The 16,978-nt window shown below is 62.4% G+C and carries 16 protein-coding genes; 8 read left to right on the top strand and 8 right to left on the bottom strand.

Going from position 1 to position 16,978, the window contains the following annotated elements:
- Positions 1 to 228: 228 nt before the first annotated feature.
- The 4 genes from HY556_10135 to HY556_10120 all read right to left on the bottom strand — a co-directional run bounded on the left by HY556_10135 (position 229) and on the right by HY556_10120 (position 2,390).
- Entirely contained in the window at positions 229 to 870 is a 642-nt protein-coding gene (locus HY556_10135) for a hypothetical protein (protein ID MBI4394135.1), read from the bottom strand.
- A complete protein-coding gene (locus HY556_10130) occupies positions 824 to 1,132 on the bottom strand; it encodes a hypothetical protein (protein ID MBI4394134.1) in 309 nt (102 codons plus the stop codon). The genes HY556_10135 and HY556_10130 overlap by 47 nt, the downstream gene beginning before the upstream one ends.
- A 5-nt stretch (positions 1,133 to 1,137) precedes the next feature.
- Positions 1,138 to 1,698 (bottom strand): hypothetical protein, encoded by a 561-nt coding sequence (locus HY556_10125; GenBank protein MBI4394133.1) that lies wholly within the window; start codon positions 1,696 to 1,698, stop codon positions 1,138 to 1,140.
- A 347-nt stretch (positions 1,699 to 2,045) separates the two neighbouring features.
- Positions 2,046 to 2,390: a hypothetical protein gene (locus HY556_10120; protein ID MBI4394132.1), complete on the bottom strand. Its 345-nt coding sequence runs from the start codon at positions 2,388 to 2,390 to the stop codon at positions 2,046 to 2,048.
- Between the two features lie 52 nt (positions 2,391 to 2,442).
- Between HY556_10120 and HY556_10115 the strand changes: the two genes are divergently transcribed.
- Positions 2,443 to 4,713 (top strand): NADP-dependent malic enzyme, encoded by a 2,271-nt coding sequence (locus tag HY556_10115; GenBank protein ID MBI4394131.1) that lies wholly within the window; start codon positions 2,443 to 2,445, stop codon positions 4,711 to 4,713.
- 1,633 nt (positions 4,714 to 6,346) lie between these two features.
- Here the strand turns inward: HY556_10115 and HY556_10110 are convergent.
- The gene (locus HY556_10110; GenBank protein ID MBI4394130.1) at positions 6,347 to 7,213 is read right to left on the bottom strand and encodes a hypothetical protein; all 867 of its coding nucleotides are present in this window, start codon (positions 7,211 to 7,213) and stop codon (positions 6,347 to 6,349) included.
- Between the two features lie 440 nt (positions 7,214 to 7,653).
- Here HY556_10110 and HY556_10105 point away from each other — a divergent pair, with 440 nt between their 5' ends.
- The 6 genes from HY556_10105 (at position 7,654) to HY556_10080 (ending at position 12,769) form a co-directional block, all read left to right on the top strand.
- On the top strand, positions 7,654 to 9,009 hold the full coding sequence (locus tag HY556_10105; GenBank protein MBI4394129.1) for a PKD domain-containing protein: 1,356 nt from the start codon (positions 7,654 to 7,656) through the stop codon (positions 9,007 to 9,009).
- Positions 9,010 to 9,169: 160 nt separating this feature from the next.
- Positions 9,170 to 9,655, top strand: a complete 486-nt coding sequence (locus HY556_10100) for a hypothetical protein (protein ID MBI4394128.1) — start codon at positions 9,170 to 9,172, stop codon at positions 9,653 to 9,655.
- 151 nt (positions 9,656 to 9,806) lie between these two features.
- Positions 9,807 to 10,043, top strand: coding sequence for a hypothetical protein (locus HY556_10095; protein MBI4394127.1), 237 nt, complete (start codon positions 9,807 to 9,809; stop codon positions 10,041 to 10,043).
- Between the two features lie 388 nt (positions 10,044 to 10,431).
- Positions 10,432 to 11,115 carry a hypothetical protein gene (locus HY556_10090; GenBank protein MBI4394126.1) on the top strand — a complete coding sequence of 228 codons (684 nt, stop codon included), beginning with the start codon at positions 10,432 to 10,434 and terminating at the stop codon, positions 11,113 to 11,115.
- 104 nt (positions 11,116 to 11,219) lie between these two features.
- Positions 11,220 to 12,065: an FKBP-type peptidyl-prolyl cis-trans isomerase gene (locus HY556_10085; GenBank protein MBI4394125.1), complete on the top strand. Its 846-nt coding sequence runs from the start codon at positions 11,220 to 11,222 to the stop codon at positions 12,063 to 12,065.
- 179 nt (positions 12,066 to 12,244) lie between these two features.
- The gene (locus tag HY556_10080; GenBank protein ID MBI4394124.1) at positions 12,245 to 12,769 is read left to right on the top strand and encodes a VOC family protein; all 525 of its coding nucleotides are present in this window, start codon (positions 12,245 to 12,247) and stop codon (positions 12,767 to 12,769) included.
- A 57-nt stretch (positions 12,770 to 12,826) separates the two neighbouring features.
- On the opposite strand, the gene HY556_10075 is transcribed toward HY556_10080, so the two are convergent.
- The 3 genes from HY556_10075 to HY556_10065 form a co-directional block, all read right to left on the bottom strand.
- Positions 12,827 to 13,261 (bottom strand): UPF0179 family protein, encoded by a 435-nt coding sequence (locus HY556_10075; protein MBI4394123.1) that lies wholly within the window; start codon positions 13,259 to 13,261, stop codon positions 12,827 to 12,829.
- A 60-nt stretch (positions 13,262 to 13,321) separates the two neighbouring features.
- Entirely contained in the window at positions 13,322 to 14,383 is a 1,062-nt protein-coding gene (locus HY556_10070; protein MBI4394122.1) for an NAD(P)-dependent glycerol-1-phosphate dehydrogenase, read from the bottom strand.
- A 109-nt stretch (positions 14,384 to 14,492) separates the two neighbouring features.
- Positions 14,493 to 15,251, bottom strand: a complete 759-nt coding sequence (locus HY556_10065) for an alpha/beta fold hydrolase (GenBank protein MBI4394121.1) — start codon at positions 15,249 to 15,251, stop codon at positions 14,493 to 14,495.
- Between the two features lie 122 nt (positions 15,252 to 15,373).
- Here HY556_10065 and HY556_10060 point away from each other — a divergent pair, with 122 nt between their 5' ends.
- Positions 15,374 to 16,717: a DUF63 family protein gene (locus HY556_10060; GenBank protein MBI4394120.1), complete on the top strand. Its 1,344-nt coding sequence runs from the start codon at positions 15,374 to 15,376 to the stop codon at positions 16,715 to 16,717.
- Positions 16,718 to 16,978: the final 261 nt, after the last annotated feature.

The following is a 16,978-nucleotide window of genomic DNA, read 5'->3' as shown; positions in this document are numbered from 1 at the left end:
CGATGAACGTTGAGATGTCGCGCTGAGATAAACCCCACAAGTTGTGAAAAACGTCCAACGGGCGCTTCGGCCAATGGCACGGCGGCCTTTCCAAACAGCCCCTTCTTAAGCCGTGACGACGACTGGGACCGGTTCAAATCCCAAGAACCGCCGCATGGCGGAAAGGCACATTCTGCCCAAAGGGCCCGACTTGACGACACCGATGCGGCGGTGCCAAGAAAACGTCCCCTACACGGTGAACTTCATGGTCATGTTGAAGTAAACGACACTAGGCGACGTGCCCCCCGTGGGGACTATTTCCATCACGTAGGCCACGGTCACGACCTGGTCCGCGAGGACGGTTCGCGTTGCGACGGCCCAGATGTGCCAACTCGATGCCGCCCCACCGGGTGCATCGATGGTCTGGTATGCGCCCTGACTCGTCACGAGTGAACCAAGCGAGTAACTGATCTGGGTGCTGGTGGTCGTTCCCGCCCGTAGTTGTATGTCACACTGGACGCACTCCGAGAAAGTCCCCGACGTCGAGACGTGCGTGAAACGGATGCGGTAGGCCGTCGCAGACGTGTCGTTGACGAACGTGGTGTTGAAGGATGCGGCGGCGAGCCCTCCCGTGACTGACGAAAGCGAACCGGTCTTGTTCGCATTGATGGTCGTCGACCCTTGGGGACCGGCAGCCAGTTGTATCGGGATCTCCGACTGCTGGAACAGCGAGACGGCGTTCTCGGAACCGGTGTTGTAGATGATGCTCACGCCTTGCGTCAAGCCTGCTACGACGAGAAAGACGATCAGCGGCGTGCGGCGCGTGGCGTCACCACCGGCCGTTCTAACGCCTTCGATTTCCCACCGGCCCGGTGCGTCGCTCTCCTCCATACTCGAGCGCTTCGTAGACCAAGTGGCGGGCCACCGGCACGGAGGCGGCCACCAGGTACGCGATGTCGAGCGCAAGCCCATAAGGTCGGGCGGCGATCTCCGCGTTCCCTATCATGAGCAGGGCCCCGGCGCCGGCGAGGATAAGACATGACGCCTGTTCGCGACCGTCGAGCCTTTGCCAATTCGCCCCGATGGCGCTCACGGCCACTCCAAGGAGGGTGGCGGCCTTCATGAGGAACTCTGGGTCGGTGATCTCCGTCATGCGAATCACGGCGCTACGGTAAGGGACACTGTTACGCTTGATGGCAGGTCGGCAGCGTTCGTCCCGGTGTCGAGTTTGATGAAGAGGACGGTGTACATGTAGGCGGAGGCCGACACGCTTCCAAGGCTAGCGGACGGCGAACCCGCGCGGAAATCGAGCGTCGCTACGACCGAATCGGACACGTAGTTGTGGAAGACCATCTTCATCTCCAGTATCTTGGTGTTCGATGAGACGCTCGTCCCGGTGACGGTGACCGTGTAGGCCTCGCTCGCCTGGTTCCGGAGCGTCGTGAAGTTGCTGAACGTCACGTTCGCCTCTGGCACCGGCTTGATCGTGATCGTGTAATACGTGGCATTGCTGCTCAACGAGAACGAGGCGACGAAATTGTTGCCGGAACTGTCGGGCCCTCCCGCCCAGATCATCGGCGGTGCTTTGAGCGATGGCGTGATGGTGCTCGACGTGTTGTACGTTATCGTGACGGCCGCGATGGCGGCGGACGCGACCAGGAGACTTGACAGGATCGCGTTGTAGACGATGTGGCGACGTCGCAGCCTGGACGGTCCCAACGGGCCCACCCTCTTTGGATTGTCTCTTGCCAAAGGTTTCAGCCTTCTTCAGAACCTAGCCCTGGCCCCTCCCGGTCTTAAACGTTTGCCGAAACGCTCATACGTTCCCTGCCAAGGATAAAGGTCAGCCATCGGAGGTCGCCACGACACGACCGAGCCGACGGCGTGTTACGCGCTCCGACGGGGTCACGAGGCGAGGCCTCTTGTGGAGGGAGCAGCGAGTGGTCGCCCTTCAAACCGACCTGTGGGAGGGCTACCCGGAATCGCGCACAAGTCGGGCGTCGATCGCCGAACATGTGCGCCGGGACGGATGCCGGATCGCGCCCCGCGTCATCCTGTCGAGGCGACTACGCCGGAGCCGCGCGTATCACGGCCGCCTTCTCACCGAATTTGTGGGCGAGGTTCCATTCGCGGGCGTGATCGGCGCAGAAGTAGACTCGCGGCGATTTCAACTTCGAGAAGCTACCGCCGAGGATGTGGGTGGCAGAACGCTTGCAGTTGCCGCACATCGGCGGGGCCGCCGTCGGCTTCGAGGGAACGAGTGCCGCAGTCACTTCCTTGTCTCGCTGTCTGTCAAGATAAGCCTTTGCAAGTTTTGCGCGCCGAACGGTTCCCGCCAACGGCACTCGCTTCATCTGGAGGCCTATCGCCCCGGGCGTGCGTTTGACGATGAAATGCCCTGTTTCTGTCACCCTGACGCGCCAAACGCTTAAACCAGGAAATCCATAGGCGACGCCGGAAACGATGCAGAAACCGCACAAACCTACCAAGGAAGAGGCCCTCGAATACCACGAGCGCCTACCGCACGGGAAGATCGAGGTCGTGGCGACGAAACCCACCGCCACGCAACGCGACCTCTCGCTCGCCTACACGCCGGGGGTCGCGATCCCCTGCCTCGACATCAAGACGAACCCCGAGGACGCCTACCGCTACACGGCGAAAGGCAACCTCGTGGGCGTCGTCACGAACGGCACCGCCGTCCTGGGACTTGGCCACATCGGGGCTCTCGCCGGGAAACCCGTGATGGAGGGGAAGGGACTTCTCTTCAAGAAGTTCGCGGACATCGACGTCTTCGACATAGAGATCGACGAACTCGACCCCGACAGGTTCTGCGAGACCGTGAAACGGCTCGAACCCACCTTCGGCGGGATCAACCTCGAGGACATCAAGGCCCCCGAGTGCTTCTACATCGAAGAGCGCCTCAAGCGCGAGATGAAGATCCCCGTCTTCCACGACGACCAGCACGGGACCGCCATCATCTCGGGCGCGGCCCTCATGAACGCGCTGGAACTCACCGGGAAACGCATCGAACGCGTGAAGATCGTGATATCCGGGGCTGGGGCCGCGGCGATCGCCTCCGCGCGTTTCTACGTCACACTCGGCGCCAAACGCGAGAACATCACCCTCGTCGATCGCGAAGGCGTCGTCTACAAGGGCCGGCCCAACAACATGAACCCGTACAAGGAGGAGTTCGCGGGCGCGACGAGTGCCCGGTCGCTCAAGGAGGCGCTTCATGGCGCCGACGTGTTCTTCGGCCTCTCCGCGCCGAACGTCGTCACGGGAGACATGCTGAAACCCATGAACGCGAAGCCGGTGATCTTCGCTCTTGCGAACCCCGACCCGGAGATCCCGTACGAGGAGGCGCGTGGGGCCCGACCGGACGCGATCGTGGCGACGGGCCGGTCGGACTACCCGAACCAGGTGAACAACGTCCTCGGCTACCCGTTCATCTTCAGGGGAGCACTCGACGTGAGGGCAAGCGCCATCAACGAGGACATGAAGCGCGCCGCGGCGAAGGCTTTGGCCTCCTTGGCACGCGAAGACGTGCCGGATTCCGTACTCGACGCGTACGGACTCGAAGCGTTGAAGTTCGGCCCCGATTACATCATCCCAAAACCCCTCGATCCGCGTGTGCTCCTCTGGGTCGCCCCGGCCGTAGCGAAGGCCGCGATGGATTCCGGCGTCGCCCGGAGATCCGTCGACATCGCGAAGTATCGCGACGAACTCGAAGCCAAACTCGGCAAGGCCTTCGAGATGATGCGGATAATCCTCAACAAGGCGAAGCGCTCACCGAAGCGCGTGGTGTTCCCGGAAGGCGACCACGACAAGATCCTCCGCGCCTGCCAGATCCTCACCGACGAGGGGATAGCCTACCCGATCCTCCTCGGAAACCAGGAGAAGATCCGCTCGAAGATGAAGGCCCTCGGCCTCGACTTCAAGACCGAGATCGTGGACATATTCACGGACCCACGCCGCGACGCTTACGTGAACGAGTTCTTCGAAGCGAGAAAACGGAAAGGCGTCACGATGACCGAGGCGGAGAGCCTGCTTCGCCTACGCGCCTACTACGGTTCGATGATGGTGCGTCTTGGCGATGCCGATGCGCTCATCGGGGGCCTCACGCGCCACTACGCGGAGACGCTCCGGCCTGCCCTCCAAGTCATCGGTGTCGCGCAGGGTGTGGACAAGGTCGTCGGCATCTACATGATGACCATCAAGAACAAGGTGTTCTTCTTCGCCGACGCGACGGTGAACATCGAGCCCACGAGCGAAGACCTGGCGGAGATCGCGATACAGGCGGCCGAAGGGGCCCGAGGCTTCGACGTGAAACCACGCGTCGCGATGTTGAGCTTCAGCAATTTCGGAAGCGCCCAGCACCCGCGAGCCGACAAGGTGCGACGCGCCGTCGAGATCGTGCGGCAACGGCAACCCACGCTCGAAGTGGACGGCGAGATGCAAGCGGACACGGCCGTGGTTCCTGACATCCTCCGAGGGACCTACCCGTTCTCGAAGCTCACGGACGCGGCGAACGTGCTCGTGTTCCCGGATCTCGAATCGGCGAACATCGCGTACAAGCTCCTTCAGCGGCTTGCGGACGCCGAGGCGACTGGGCCGATCCTTCGGGGAATGGCGAAACCGGTCCACGTCCTGCAGCGCGGCGACGACGTGAACGATGTCGTGAACATGACGGCCATAGCGGTCGTCGAGGCGGGGAAAAGGCGGAATTTCCCCTGACCTCTATTTTGACCGCGCGCCCGAAGGCACTACCAACGCCACGTTTCCCGGCGGCTCGGAACGGCTGCGCGTGCCCACCAAACTATATCAACCCAGATGTCCATGTTCGGCACACGGGGGGCGTTTTGCCTCACGCGCCAGAGAGGGTGAAAATCACATGAAACGTCTTTTTTGCGTCGCGATGATTTTGGGTTCGGTCGCCGGCATTCCGTCGGCGGATGCTGGGGCTTGCTCGTTTGACAGCGATCACCCCGACTGCGCAGACCAATGCCCTAGCGAGGAAAACAAGATCGAAGTCTACAATTCTGCGAATCACGACCTGTGGGCGACCAGCGTTTCGGCCGGTGGCGGTTGCGGAAGCGGGGCAGGTGCGTCGTGCACCGGGGTCACGACCTGTTATGGCACTGGATGGAGCGACGGCCCAGACACGATGACCTGCTCCGGGGAGGGCGATTGGAGTTCCGGCGGTTGGTCGGGTGGTTGTACATCCAACACCTGGACAGGGGAGCCTGGCGACTACATTCAGATGATCAAGGACGCCGGCGATCATTACAATCCGCAGGTCGCCCCACCAGAATGGGGATTTCGTGCCCGGCTCCTTGGCGAGTTTCGCGGGATAATCTATCAAGTGGACGCCGACGGAGCTGCTCGTGCGGCCGCCTGCGCAGGGTTGTCATGCGTGCCTAGAGAAATCGTTTGCGTTACGGGCCCGAATGGCCGCGCCTGTGGGGTTGGCATGGGGGCGGACACGTTGCTGAGTACTTATTCGCGGGAACTTGGATGGCTACCCTGATCCGCGGAAAAATACAATGGGCGGAATCCAAACGGCGGTCGGTTGTATGAGCGCCACGACTCTGGACCGGCCTGGACCACTTCACTCGCGGATTTGACATGGGGGGCAACAGGCGGGTCAAGAACCACGATTCCCCGCATAACGTTACTTGGATTCCATGGCGGAAAAACGCATAATTGGGGTCGACCGAGTCAGCGATTCAGGAGAAGCACCAGTGAAAAACCCACGAATCCTGCACGTTGTGGGCATGATTTTGCTCACCGCGTCGTTATTTTCGCTTCCTCTAGGTGTGCCCCTCGTGCCACTCGGGTGGCTGATTGGATTCCTGGCATTCGGGATCCTCAACCAGCTCCCGGAAACGCGGCGGGGTGCTCAGGTCGGCTTCCTTGTCCTAAGCACATGCACGCTATCGGCGATATTCTTAGCCGGCACCGTAAGGTACCTTCCACTCCCATTTACACCAACCCCCGAAATGCGAATGGTCGGAAGCGGTCTTGGCGCGGCAGCAACGTACTATGCCGCCGCCGCGTTAGCTCTTCTGATTCCGTTGGCCGCACCGAGGCTGATCGCGCAAATCGGTGTGTTTCTACTTGTCATAGGCCCTCCGGCATCTTACGCAATCACGGCGATCGGTCCACCTCGTCTTGAGGATGTCTCACCAGCCGTGTTCCCCGGGCTTTTTGTTCTCGTTTCGTTGGCTGGCATCGCCGTAACCACCGGAGTCCTTGTTTGGCAGGTAGTGCATCTCCTTAGCGGGAGTCGTGGCCTGTTGGAAACGCGATAACCCCGACGTGTTGTGTCGCCGGCAGCGGGCCAACGTGATTCCAGGGAAGAGCAATATCAGGCACAGACACCGCCTGAGGGCGCCGATACGCACGTTCCACCACTCGTTGCTGGAACCGTCATCCCCGCGCCCGAGAAATAAGGCCTGTGCTTGAGATCCAGCGTTGCCAAATCGAAGGGCACGCTGACATGAACCAAGCGAATGGAAGGGACCGCGAGGGCGCCCGTGATGGCCACCTCGGTTCCCGTTTCCCCCTCGTAGAAGCCCGCTGCCACGTGGCCAGCGGGCCGGTTTGGCGGCGTGGCTCGCGTGGAAAACCACTGGGCCTCATCCCCGCTCCAAGTCGCATTGACGACGGCCGCTCCTCCTGCGCCCGACACCAGAGACAATGCGAATTCGACGCCCGAAGCGCCCCCCGAGTGTCGCGTACTCAAGGACAGAAACGGTGGCGCGGCCGCCCCCGTGGGCGAAAAGGGCGTTCCTCGTTCCATTACGCCACTGGAAACCGGCTGCCCGTCAGCAAAGGTACTGGTCGACGACCTTGGGCCAGGCAGTAAATAAAAGGAAATCGTCGAAGGACCATGCGCGAGCCAGCTTCCCGCGGTCGTGTTGTCCGAAACCTTGGGCGGAATGGACGTTATGGGGATTCCGATGCGTATCCGTCCCGCGGAGGCGGTGTGCGCCGCCACCACGAAAAGCAGTTCGACGGGTTCCCCGTTCGACAAAACACCAATGCTGGACGATGCACCCACTGGAAAGAAACCCGTCACGGTGGTCGACCAGACTACTTCGTCGCCTTCGATTCGATAGACCGAAAAGGTAACGTGGGCATCGGCAGCCAATGATTCCTGCTCGATGGCAAGGCCTTGTACCTTGGAGCCCAGGAATTCGTAGGTGTCATTGACGGTGAATCTCTTTCTCAAGATTCCATACGAATCTCCCGCTGGAATTCCCAGCCATCTTGCCGATTCTCTCCAATCGGCTGGATCCAGGCCGGTCCCTTCGGCGTTCGAAACCTCAACGGGGCTCAAATCCGGATTGGAAAGGGGACCTACGCACCCGGAGACCAGCACAGAGCACAACACCATCGTGCAGGCGCCCGGCCACCTCATGCAACCATAGGCGCCACAAGGAGCTAAGAACCTATCGGTCGCCCGGTGGCTGCCTGAGGCCTCTTAGTAAGAGACGAAGCGGAAAGTTTGACGCCCACAGGAATCCCGAAAAGGATCCGGTCAAGATAGGGGGGATTTCCGAGGTTCCGCCTTGACGATGCGATTTAGCAGGGTGGCGGCTTCTTAAGGCGGTGTCCATCGACTGCACAACAAACCTTAATATCGTATTTAAAGAGAGAAACAGGTCGGATATGAGAGCCCGCGCTACTCTTCTCGTCACCGTCCCCCTACTCGCGGTAAGCCTCGCCGGGTGCGTATTTGGCCCCACGAATCCTGACGATGACCTATCGAGCCTCTACACGCCCGCGGGCACGGAGATCGGAATCAACTTTTCGCCCAGCGCTCCCCTCGAAGGCGACGAGATCACCTTCTTGCCCGCGTCCAGCCGGCCACCGAACCCCGCAGGCTACACGTGGACCTTCGGGGACGGCTCCCCCGAATCGCACTCGATGCCCTCAGTCAAGCACACGTACTGGTCGCACGGCACCTACCGGGTCACCATCAAGATAATCACCCAGGAAGACGACTTCTTTGGCGCGGTCGACGTCACGGTGGACGAGCGACCCACCGGAAAAGGCGCACGACCCCCGGCAAGCTCCCCCGTGGTCAATCCCCCAGGAAACGAGACCACGAGCGGCAACGACACCGCCAACCCTGTAATCGCCCCCATCAAATTCGCCCTCTTCCTCCACAACGGGATCACGCATGGCACGCAGGACATGGAAGGCCAAGAGGAAGACGTCCACCTCGGCGACGCGGGTTTCCATCTCCTCGAAGACATCAGCAAGACCATCGAATCCGCCGGATTCAAGCGCGAGAACATGCGATTCCTCTACGATGACGGCCAGATTCGGGACGGCGACGGTCGGACCGAGAAAGTGACGGGGCCATCCCCGTACCCGGCCGCCACAAGGGCGAACTTCAAGACCGCTCTCGCCCAGATCATCGCCGGCGCCAACGCGCGCCCGGGAAGCGAGATCCTCCTCTTCATGGAAGACCACGGGAACGCGTACTTAGACGACGGTCGTGTCGGCTCCTACATCTGCCTTCAGGTACCGGGCAAGCACCAGGATTGCGACGCGCTCTACGATCGCGAACTCGCGGAGCTCCTGAAGCCCCTCAAGTCCAGCGTGCCGCTCGGCCTCATGATCTCCTGCAGTTTCTGCGGCGGCTTCGTGGACAAGATCTACGGCCCCGTGGAGGAGCCGAGCGCGGGTGTCACGGGCCCGGGCCGCATCGTGAGCGTTTCGGACTCGATTGTGACGGAGTGCTTCAGCAATACCCAGACGGGCCATCTTTACTTCCAGGAATGGCATGAGGGTGCGCGCTCGGGCGACGCCGACGGTTGGGGCCCCGCGGACAACATGACGAACGACGTTCCGATGGGCCTTCCCGCGTACACGGAGCCGGACAAGCGGGTCAGCCTCCAAGAGGCCTATTGGTGGGCGACGAACGCCCTCAACCAGGCCAACTTTGGGTTATCGACCGAGTGCGGATTCCAGATCGACGACCAGCTTGGGAGCCCGTTCATCGTCGCCATCAAGTGAACGCGCGGTTCACCCTTTCGGCCTTGGTTTCGCCCCACCTCCGGCGGAATCGAATAGTGGTCCACGAAAGAACTTATATACTAATTTCCAGGAACGCCTGAATCGGCAAAAGTCGACGCCTCCAATCCCCTCGGGGCACACTGTTTTTGCATACGCCGTCTTGAAACTCTTCATATCGGCTCCTCCCGACATCGTGTTGGAGTTGCCGATGAAATTCACCACGATGCTCGCGGTTCCCTTGCTCCTCGCCCTCACAGCGGGCGCCGCCGTGACGTCGGAATCCTCGCACTCGGCGACACAATTCGTGACCGTGAAGGCCGTGGACGAAAACTTCGCGGTCATCTCCGGCAAGGCGACCGGCGGCGACCTGCTCGGCGTGATCGAATTGGCGACCCCGAAGATCGTCTACGCGACGGGCGGCGCGGACCCGCGCGGCCAAGCACTCGTTCCGACGGGCGAGACGTTCGCCTTCACGGACCCCAACGGAGCGGCATGGACGGTCCGCGAATACATGTTCGGCGGTAATTTCGCATACGGCGTGGACGTTGGCGAGACGCACGACGACGAGACAATTGGAGCATACAACTTCGTCCTCATAGTGAACTCACAGAAACTCGGCGGCGCCGCAACCCTTTTCCTGCAATGAAGTCAGGAGCCCGACCCCGCACGCGTTCGACTGTTTTGGGAACTTTCGGCGACCTCCCCGCCAGGAAAAAGGCGCCGAATGAGGTTCGACGGCCTCGACCCATTCAAACGGGAAAAAGCGATTGTCACTTCCACGCATTTTCCTGGTCTCGGTGAGAATGCCAGAATACTCTGTCCTCAAAGAGAAGACGAAGAGCTTCGGAAAGAACGGGTACATCGAGATCGCGCTCAAGAAGGTCGTCGACGGGAACGACGGCCGCGAGTTCATCACGATAACGCGCGGGTACGTGAACCAGGAAGGCGCGCGTCGCTGGGTCAGGTACGTGACGCTTCCCGCCGACAACATGATGCGAAGCTTCCTAGTGGACACGGTCAAGGACTTCGAGTGAGCGGCCGGTACAAGAAAACGACCCCGGCGTCGCGCGGCGCCGCCATTGGGTGGCGCGACACGCTCATCGAGTCGGTTGACGACCTTCGCCACGGGGCGTTACGCGACGACGCATCGCGTGGCGCCAGGTCATCAAGATTCACGGCCCGGAGGGGGAGTTTCCACCGCTCGTACGGGATCCACCGGGAGCCCTCTCGCGATTGGACCTGCGAAGCATGTCCAAGTAAGAGTCACGGAGACCCTCCCCGGCGCCCAGCGTCAGAAAGAGAACGATGCGGACGGGGGAATCTTGGCTCGGATCGATCTGCTCTTGGCGCCATGAAAAAAGACCCATCTTTCCCGGTGGCACAAAAGAGGAACCTTATTCTCCAGGCCCCCAATCGGTTCTCGTGACGGCAAAGTCCGTGCTGGCCCTCGCAATCGGCGGCATCGTCCTGTCCGCCTCCACGGGCTGCATAGGTGCTTTCACGGTGGCGGAGGTGCCCCGGGAACTCCTCGGAGCGAACGGGTGGCAGTTCGTCCAAGCGCGCTCCGACGCGGCTCCAAGGCAGGCGAACTTCGGCCTCTCCACGATCCAGACGAAAGTCTACCAGGACCCCGGCGGAGGATCGAACGGATACCCGGCGTCTCTTTCGGTGACGACGCTCAAAGGCATGCTGCTTCCCACCGAACAGGATCTTCGGGAAAAGGTCCGCGCGGCGGTCATCGCGGAGGCAGAGGCGCGCGGGATCCGAATCGGCGTCCAGGAGACCGGCGGCGAGCGGCAGTTGAAAAGCGGCCACCCCGCCTTCTTCTTCGAATACAACGGCACAGTGGAGAGATCCGGCTTCTTCACGTCGTCCTCGGCCGAGGCGAAGATCATGGGCGAGGTCTGGAACTGCCAGCAGTCCGGGACAAGCGTCGTCTCCGTCGCCCTCGCGCAGACAACCAACGTCACCACCGTGGGCGGGATCCTTCGCCAAACAGATGAGAACCCGATGAACTGGCGAGAGCTCGTTTCGGACCCGGCGGCGACGATCGATGGTTTCGCCGGAGATCTCGGCCTCATGTGGAACGTTGAGTGCCGACGGTAGCGATGCCAACCCGCCGGACGGGAACAAAGAAGCAAGAGGCTGAGGCCGACCCGTTCACCCAGAGAACATTTTAATACCGCCACCCGGTTCTCGCGGCCAACCCGGTGCTTCCCATGGAGAAAGGAACCATTATCAAAGTCGACTACGACGCATACATCATCGAAGGCCACCGCAGTGGCCGAGACGAGATGACGAAGCAAAGCGAAGTCATCGAAGTCGACGGCGAACTCTTCGACACTACCAGCGCGGAGACGGCCCGCAAGCACGAAAAGTACCAAGAAGACGCTTGGTACGGCGCCTTGCCGCTCGTCGTAGGGGCCGGCCGTGTCGTCCCCGGTTTTGACAAAGCGCTCCTCGACGCGAAGGTGGGCATCAAGGCCGAGGTCACGATCCCTGCGCCCGAGGCGTACGGCGAACGCGACCCGGCGAAGTTCGAGACGATGAGCCTACGCGAGTTCCAGAAGCGCGAGGTTGAGCCTCACCCGGGGGCCCGCATCAGCATCGGCCAGCGCACGGCCACGGTCATGTCGGTGACGGCCGGCCGCGTGAGACTCGATTTCAACCCACCGCTCGCGGGGAAGGCGCTGAAATACGTCTTCACGGTCGTCGAAGAGGTGAGCGACCCGAGCGCCCAGATCCTCACGATAATCGACATGGACTACGCGCACGGCAAGACCGAGGGGTTCCAGGCGAGAATCGAACATGAGGTGGCCACGATCACGTTGCCGGATGCGTGCAAGTACGACCAACGGTGGTTCGTCGCCAAGTACGTCGTCGTGTCCGACATCAAGAACTTCACGAAGGTGCGCACGATACGCTTCGTCGAAGAGTACACGACCCCGCTTCCCGCCTCACCCGCGAAAGCCCCTCTACCGGTCGCTTCCGAGGATGGGGCCGGCGATGCAAAACCGGCGGCCAAGAAGGCCACGCACGCCCACGCGGGCCACTGATCGCCCGCATCCACCGGCGGCTTCCCGCGTCACGGACCCCGCATTCTTGACCACGCCCGGATCTTCGACGATGTCAACGGTCCGGCCATCTCCTTTTTACCCTCGCACCCTGTCTCGGGCGAGCCGGCCTCGCCTGGAGCGGTAGACCGCGAAGGCGAAGCGGCACAGGAGATCGTCGCATGGCACGTAGATCAAAGACTGCAGGTAAGACAGGCAAGAAAGCGACCGCGAAGAAGACGGGCGCTCGCAAGACCACGCCCCGCTCATCGTCGAAGACGGTGACCGCGAGCCGACGGCCGGCCCGCCAGACGGGCCCCATCGGGGACCTTTCGGGCATCATCCTCTGGGTGAGTGACGTCGAGGAATCGCGCCGGTTCTTCGGGGAGAAACTCGGCATGAAGGTGGTCTTCTCCGAACCGAAGATGGACTGGTACGAGTACGGCGTCACGGAAAGCGACGCCTCGATAGCGCCCGCCGAACCGGATAGCGCCTGGGGCGACCTCGAATCCTTGCGCCGCCGTATCGGGACGCCGACGGGGATAATCTTCCGCACGAACAACATGGCGAAGAGCTTCGAGACGCTCTCGGCGCGCGGGGTCAAGTTCTCAAAGGAGCCGACCGCGACGGCGTGGGGCGGGGCGGAAGCGGAGTTCGTCGACCCCGACGGCAATTCCTTCGGCCTCATCCAGATGTCGAAGAACTAGGACGCGAACGAGAACGCTTCACCATCCGGCGCCAGGGATCTTTCCCTGGCCGCCTTCTCATCTTTTTTCCGGGACCAGCTTGGCGAAGAGGAGCTCCCGTCCCACGTAGCACGTCACGGCCTCACCCACCTCGCTGATCTTGCACTTCGTCCCATCCGGGATCCCGCTCGGCTTGCAAAGCCTCTTGTAAAGGCAGGCCGCGCCGCACTCCTCGAACGAATGGGTCGTCGCGGTGCCCCGGCGCGCTGAAACGGGTATCGTCGCTGGAATGGGCACGGTCTCCACGGACGCGACCCTCAAGCCCCCTTCGAAGAACCCGGCCGGGCAATCGTGGTGGACCGGGCGGACCCCCGTGACGCGGTAACGCATCCCAGGTTCGAGGTCGTGGCAGACCTTGCGAAGCTTGCACGGCTCGCATTCGGGGGCGAGCCCCCCGTACTCGAACTCCGCGCCGACTTTGGCCCATTCCTCCCCGACCAGCGTCACGCGCAAAGGCCGTTGACCTCCAGGCAGGAAATGGTCAGGAAGTAGCGCGACGGCGTGTGCGTCAACTCAAGCGACCCCCGTGACGCGAAGCACCCGCTCGGCGGCGGCCTCTGTGAGGCCTGACTCGCCGAGTATCGTGTAACGCTCGGGCCGTATCCTGTGGGCGCTCGTCAACGCCACGACCATCGTCTCCCTGGAGACGCCCAACTCGGCGGCCGTAGTCGGGCCGCCGATCTTTCGAAGCGCCTCTCGCACGCGTTCCCACTCGCCGCCATGGAGGTTCAAGGCGAGGATGGTCGCAACCCCGACTTGCTCGCCGTGCATCGCCGGTTGCGCCGACAACCGGTCGAGCGTGTGGGATATCATGTGCTCCGCTCCCGAGGCAGGCCGCGACGAGCCCGCGACACTCATGGAGACACCGCTCACGATGAGGCTCTTCACCACGAGCCACGAAGCGGTCTCAAGCCCGGGCTTTATCGCGTCGGCGTTCTCGATTATCATCTCGGCCGCCGTCTGCGAGAGGGCGGCGGCGAAGCTCGAATACTCCTCGTTCTTCAACCTGTGCGCGAGTTTCCAGTCCTTTACCGCCGAGAGGTTCGAGATCGCATCCGCGCAACCGCTCGCAAGCGTCCTGTACGGGGCCTTCGTGATGATGGCCGTGTCCGCGAGTATCCCCAACGGAGCCGTTGCGTCTATCGACGCCGTGCCGCGTCCATCGCGGATACTCGCCCGGGGACTCGTGATGCCGTCGTGGGAGGCGCTCGTCGGCACGCTGAGGAAAGGATGCCCGAGCCTTTTTGCGGCAAGTTTCGTGACATCGATGACGCTCCCGCCCCCGACACCGACGAGGAAACGGGACCCGGATCGCCGGGCCGTGGAAAGCGCCGCATCGACTTCCGCGAGCGTCGGCTCCCTTATCGTGTGCATCGTGACGACGTAGCCCGCCTTCTTGAGGAGGTCCATGACGCGCTCGCCGGCGATCGTCCGCGTCATGTCGCCGGTGACCAACGTGACACCCCCGTCGAGTTCGAGCGTCCGCGCGAGTTCCCCCACTTGATCGAGCACGCCGTGGCCCACGAGCACGTTCCTCGGGAAGACCATGAGTTTCGATTTGTCGAAGGAATCCATCATGGACGGCACGCCTCCCACCGGGAAAATCCACGACTCCCCTTCGGCATCGGGTTCGGAAAGGTATGCGCCATATATTACCTTCATGAAGAGCGTCGCTTGGCCGCGTTCACTTTTCGGCGACCGTCTTCAACCACGAGACGAGGTCATCGACCGCGTCCTTTCGTCCCAAGAGGGCGGTGCCGTGGTCGCCGCCGCTGTAGACGGAGAGCGTCGCCTTGTTGCCCGCCTCGTTCGCGAGGAACGCAGCACTCTGGTTCGAGTACGTGTCGTTCATGGCCACTTGCATGAGTATCGAGACCCCGGCGGGGACGACCGTCATCGCGGCATCGGCCCGGATCCCCCGGTAATCGATCCCGGGACTAAGAAGTGCCGCACCCTTGGCAAAGCCCGTGTAGACGGCGGCGTTCAAGGCGGCGTTCGCGCCGATGCTCGCGCCCACGTAGACCACGGCGCGCGCGTCGCTTGCGCCGACCGTGAAGGCCGCGGCAAGGCGCGCGTCATCGACGAGGCCGCCGATCTCCGGGGTCGTGAGGCTCTCCCATTCGACGACGCACCCGTTGCGGATCTTGCTTTCCCCAGACCCGCGTTGATCGTAAGCGAAAACGGTGAAGCCCTCAGCGACCAGGCGCTCCGCCGTCGCGTTGAAGGAGCGGCGATCCTCGTTGACGCCGTGCATCATGACGACGGCGGTCATCGCGCCCGATACCTTCGACATCGTCCCCACTAGGCGGAACCCGTCGCTCCCGGCGAACGTGACGCTTCCCTCCGACGGCACGGGGGCCTGCGACGCGTCGCAATGCCTTTCCTGCACGAGACAACCCACGCTTGCCTGGACGAGGAGGAGGATCGCGATCGCGGTTCTCATGGCGATGGAAACCACGATGGCGGATACAAACCCTCGCAAACGGCGTCGCCACTTCCCACGCCTTGAGCCGCCTTCTAAGCGGCCAAGGCAAGTTATTAATGGCCGCGAACGAGTGCCGTCGCGTGCGCGAAACCCCCGAAGGCTGGCGATCCATCTACGAGCAAAACGCCGCCTTGGTGTGGCTCGCCGTCCTCGCCGTGCCGCTCCTTTTCATCGGCGCAGGTTTTCTCCTTGCGCCTGGCTTCTTCTACGACCAATTCATCTGGCAGCACCTCTGGGGCCCCCTCTACGCCGACGGGCATCAGATCTCCGCCGCCTGCCTCGATCCGGCCGGGCGCGTCACCGCCACGGGGCTTGACGCGGCCGGCAATCCCCGCTGCCCCGCGGGCTCGACGGGCGCCAAGGAGGGCTACACGCTCGTGTCGGAGGGCGTTTATGGGATCCTACTCGCCATCGCCGTTTTCGGCATCTACGTCCACGTGCTGCGCCGCCACCGGGTCGAAACGGGTGCTGGGTTCCTGGCCGCGCTCATCCCCTTCATCGCGCTGGGCCCCGTCGCCCGCAGCCTCGAGGATTCAAGCCTCTTTGCCCCCCCTTATTCCTACCTCTTCATCTCGCCCGTGATCTACGTCCAGATCTCAATCCTGGTCCTCATCTTCATGCTCGTGGGGATCCACGTGGCGGCGCGTCACGTCGAGCGGCCGCGTAAGGCCATGTTGCTCTTCGGGGCGACCCTGTTGGCGTTCGTGAGCCTCTACGGGGCCGTCACCACGGGGGACCCCGAAAGATTCGCGTACCTCCCGCACCCGGTCCTGATGCTGCTTTTTGGGCTGCTAGCGACGGGCCTCTTCGGCCTTCAACTCCAGCGTGGGGCTTCCCCCGTGAACGCGAGTCTTTTCGCGGGTGGCATCGCCTTCGTCCTTCCGGGCGTCTTCCTGGTGACGCGCTGGATAACCGTAGGCCAGTGGGGCCCTGGCGGCGCCGTGACGCTCAACCCGGCGTACCTTGGCTACGTGCTCGTCCCGGCCGTCGGCATCACGGCGCTCGTTTTCCTCGCCGGCCGCCTCCTCTCGAAGAGGAGGGCGCATGTTCTCCCCTACGCGGTCGGCGTGAACGCGGCACTTGTCTTCGCGCACATGCTGGACGCGTTCGCGACTTTTTTCGCGGTATGTTCGAGTAACTCGCCAAGCGCCCCGTGCCATGGCGCTTCGGGCTTCGGGCTGAACCTCATCGGTTACGGCGAAAAGCACCCGGTCAGCAACTTCCTCTTGACGTTCGGGGACGGTTGGGGCTTCCCCATCATCAAGTTCCTCATGATCCTCGTGGTCATCCACGTCATCGATTCGGAGCTCAAGCAGGATCTTGGCCACGACGAGAACATGGCCGGCCTCGTGAAACTCGCCGTCTTCATCCTTGGGTTCGCGCCGGGGACGAGGGACGTGCTTCGCGTGGTAATGGGGATTTAGGCGGCCGTGCGGCTTCCCCGCTGGCCTAGGATCGGCCAAAGAGATGAGACGCGTCATGACGAGCGGACGCACGCGTCGAGGAGGCCTTCGCGCCGTAGGCGAAAACAGGCGGTTGGTGAGCCGCTTATTGTATGTCCGACGCGTGTGAATAGACAAGGTTTATTTAAGTATCAGACGATTTTGCGCCCGCCTTGGAGGACACCCTTATATTTAGATGGGCCGCCCGCGGCCCCCGTGGCAAAGTTCAAGTCCGTCAAACCA

The sequence above is a fragment of the Euryarchaeota archaeon genome, assembly GCA_016207515.1.
In the GTDB taxonomy this organism is placed as follows: Archaea; Thermoplasmatota; SW-10-69-26; order JACQPN01; family JACQPN01; genus JACQPN01.
This window is presented reverse-complemented; position numbering and strand designations above follow the sequence as displayed.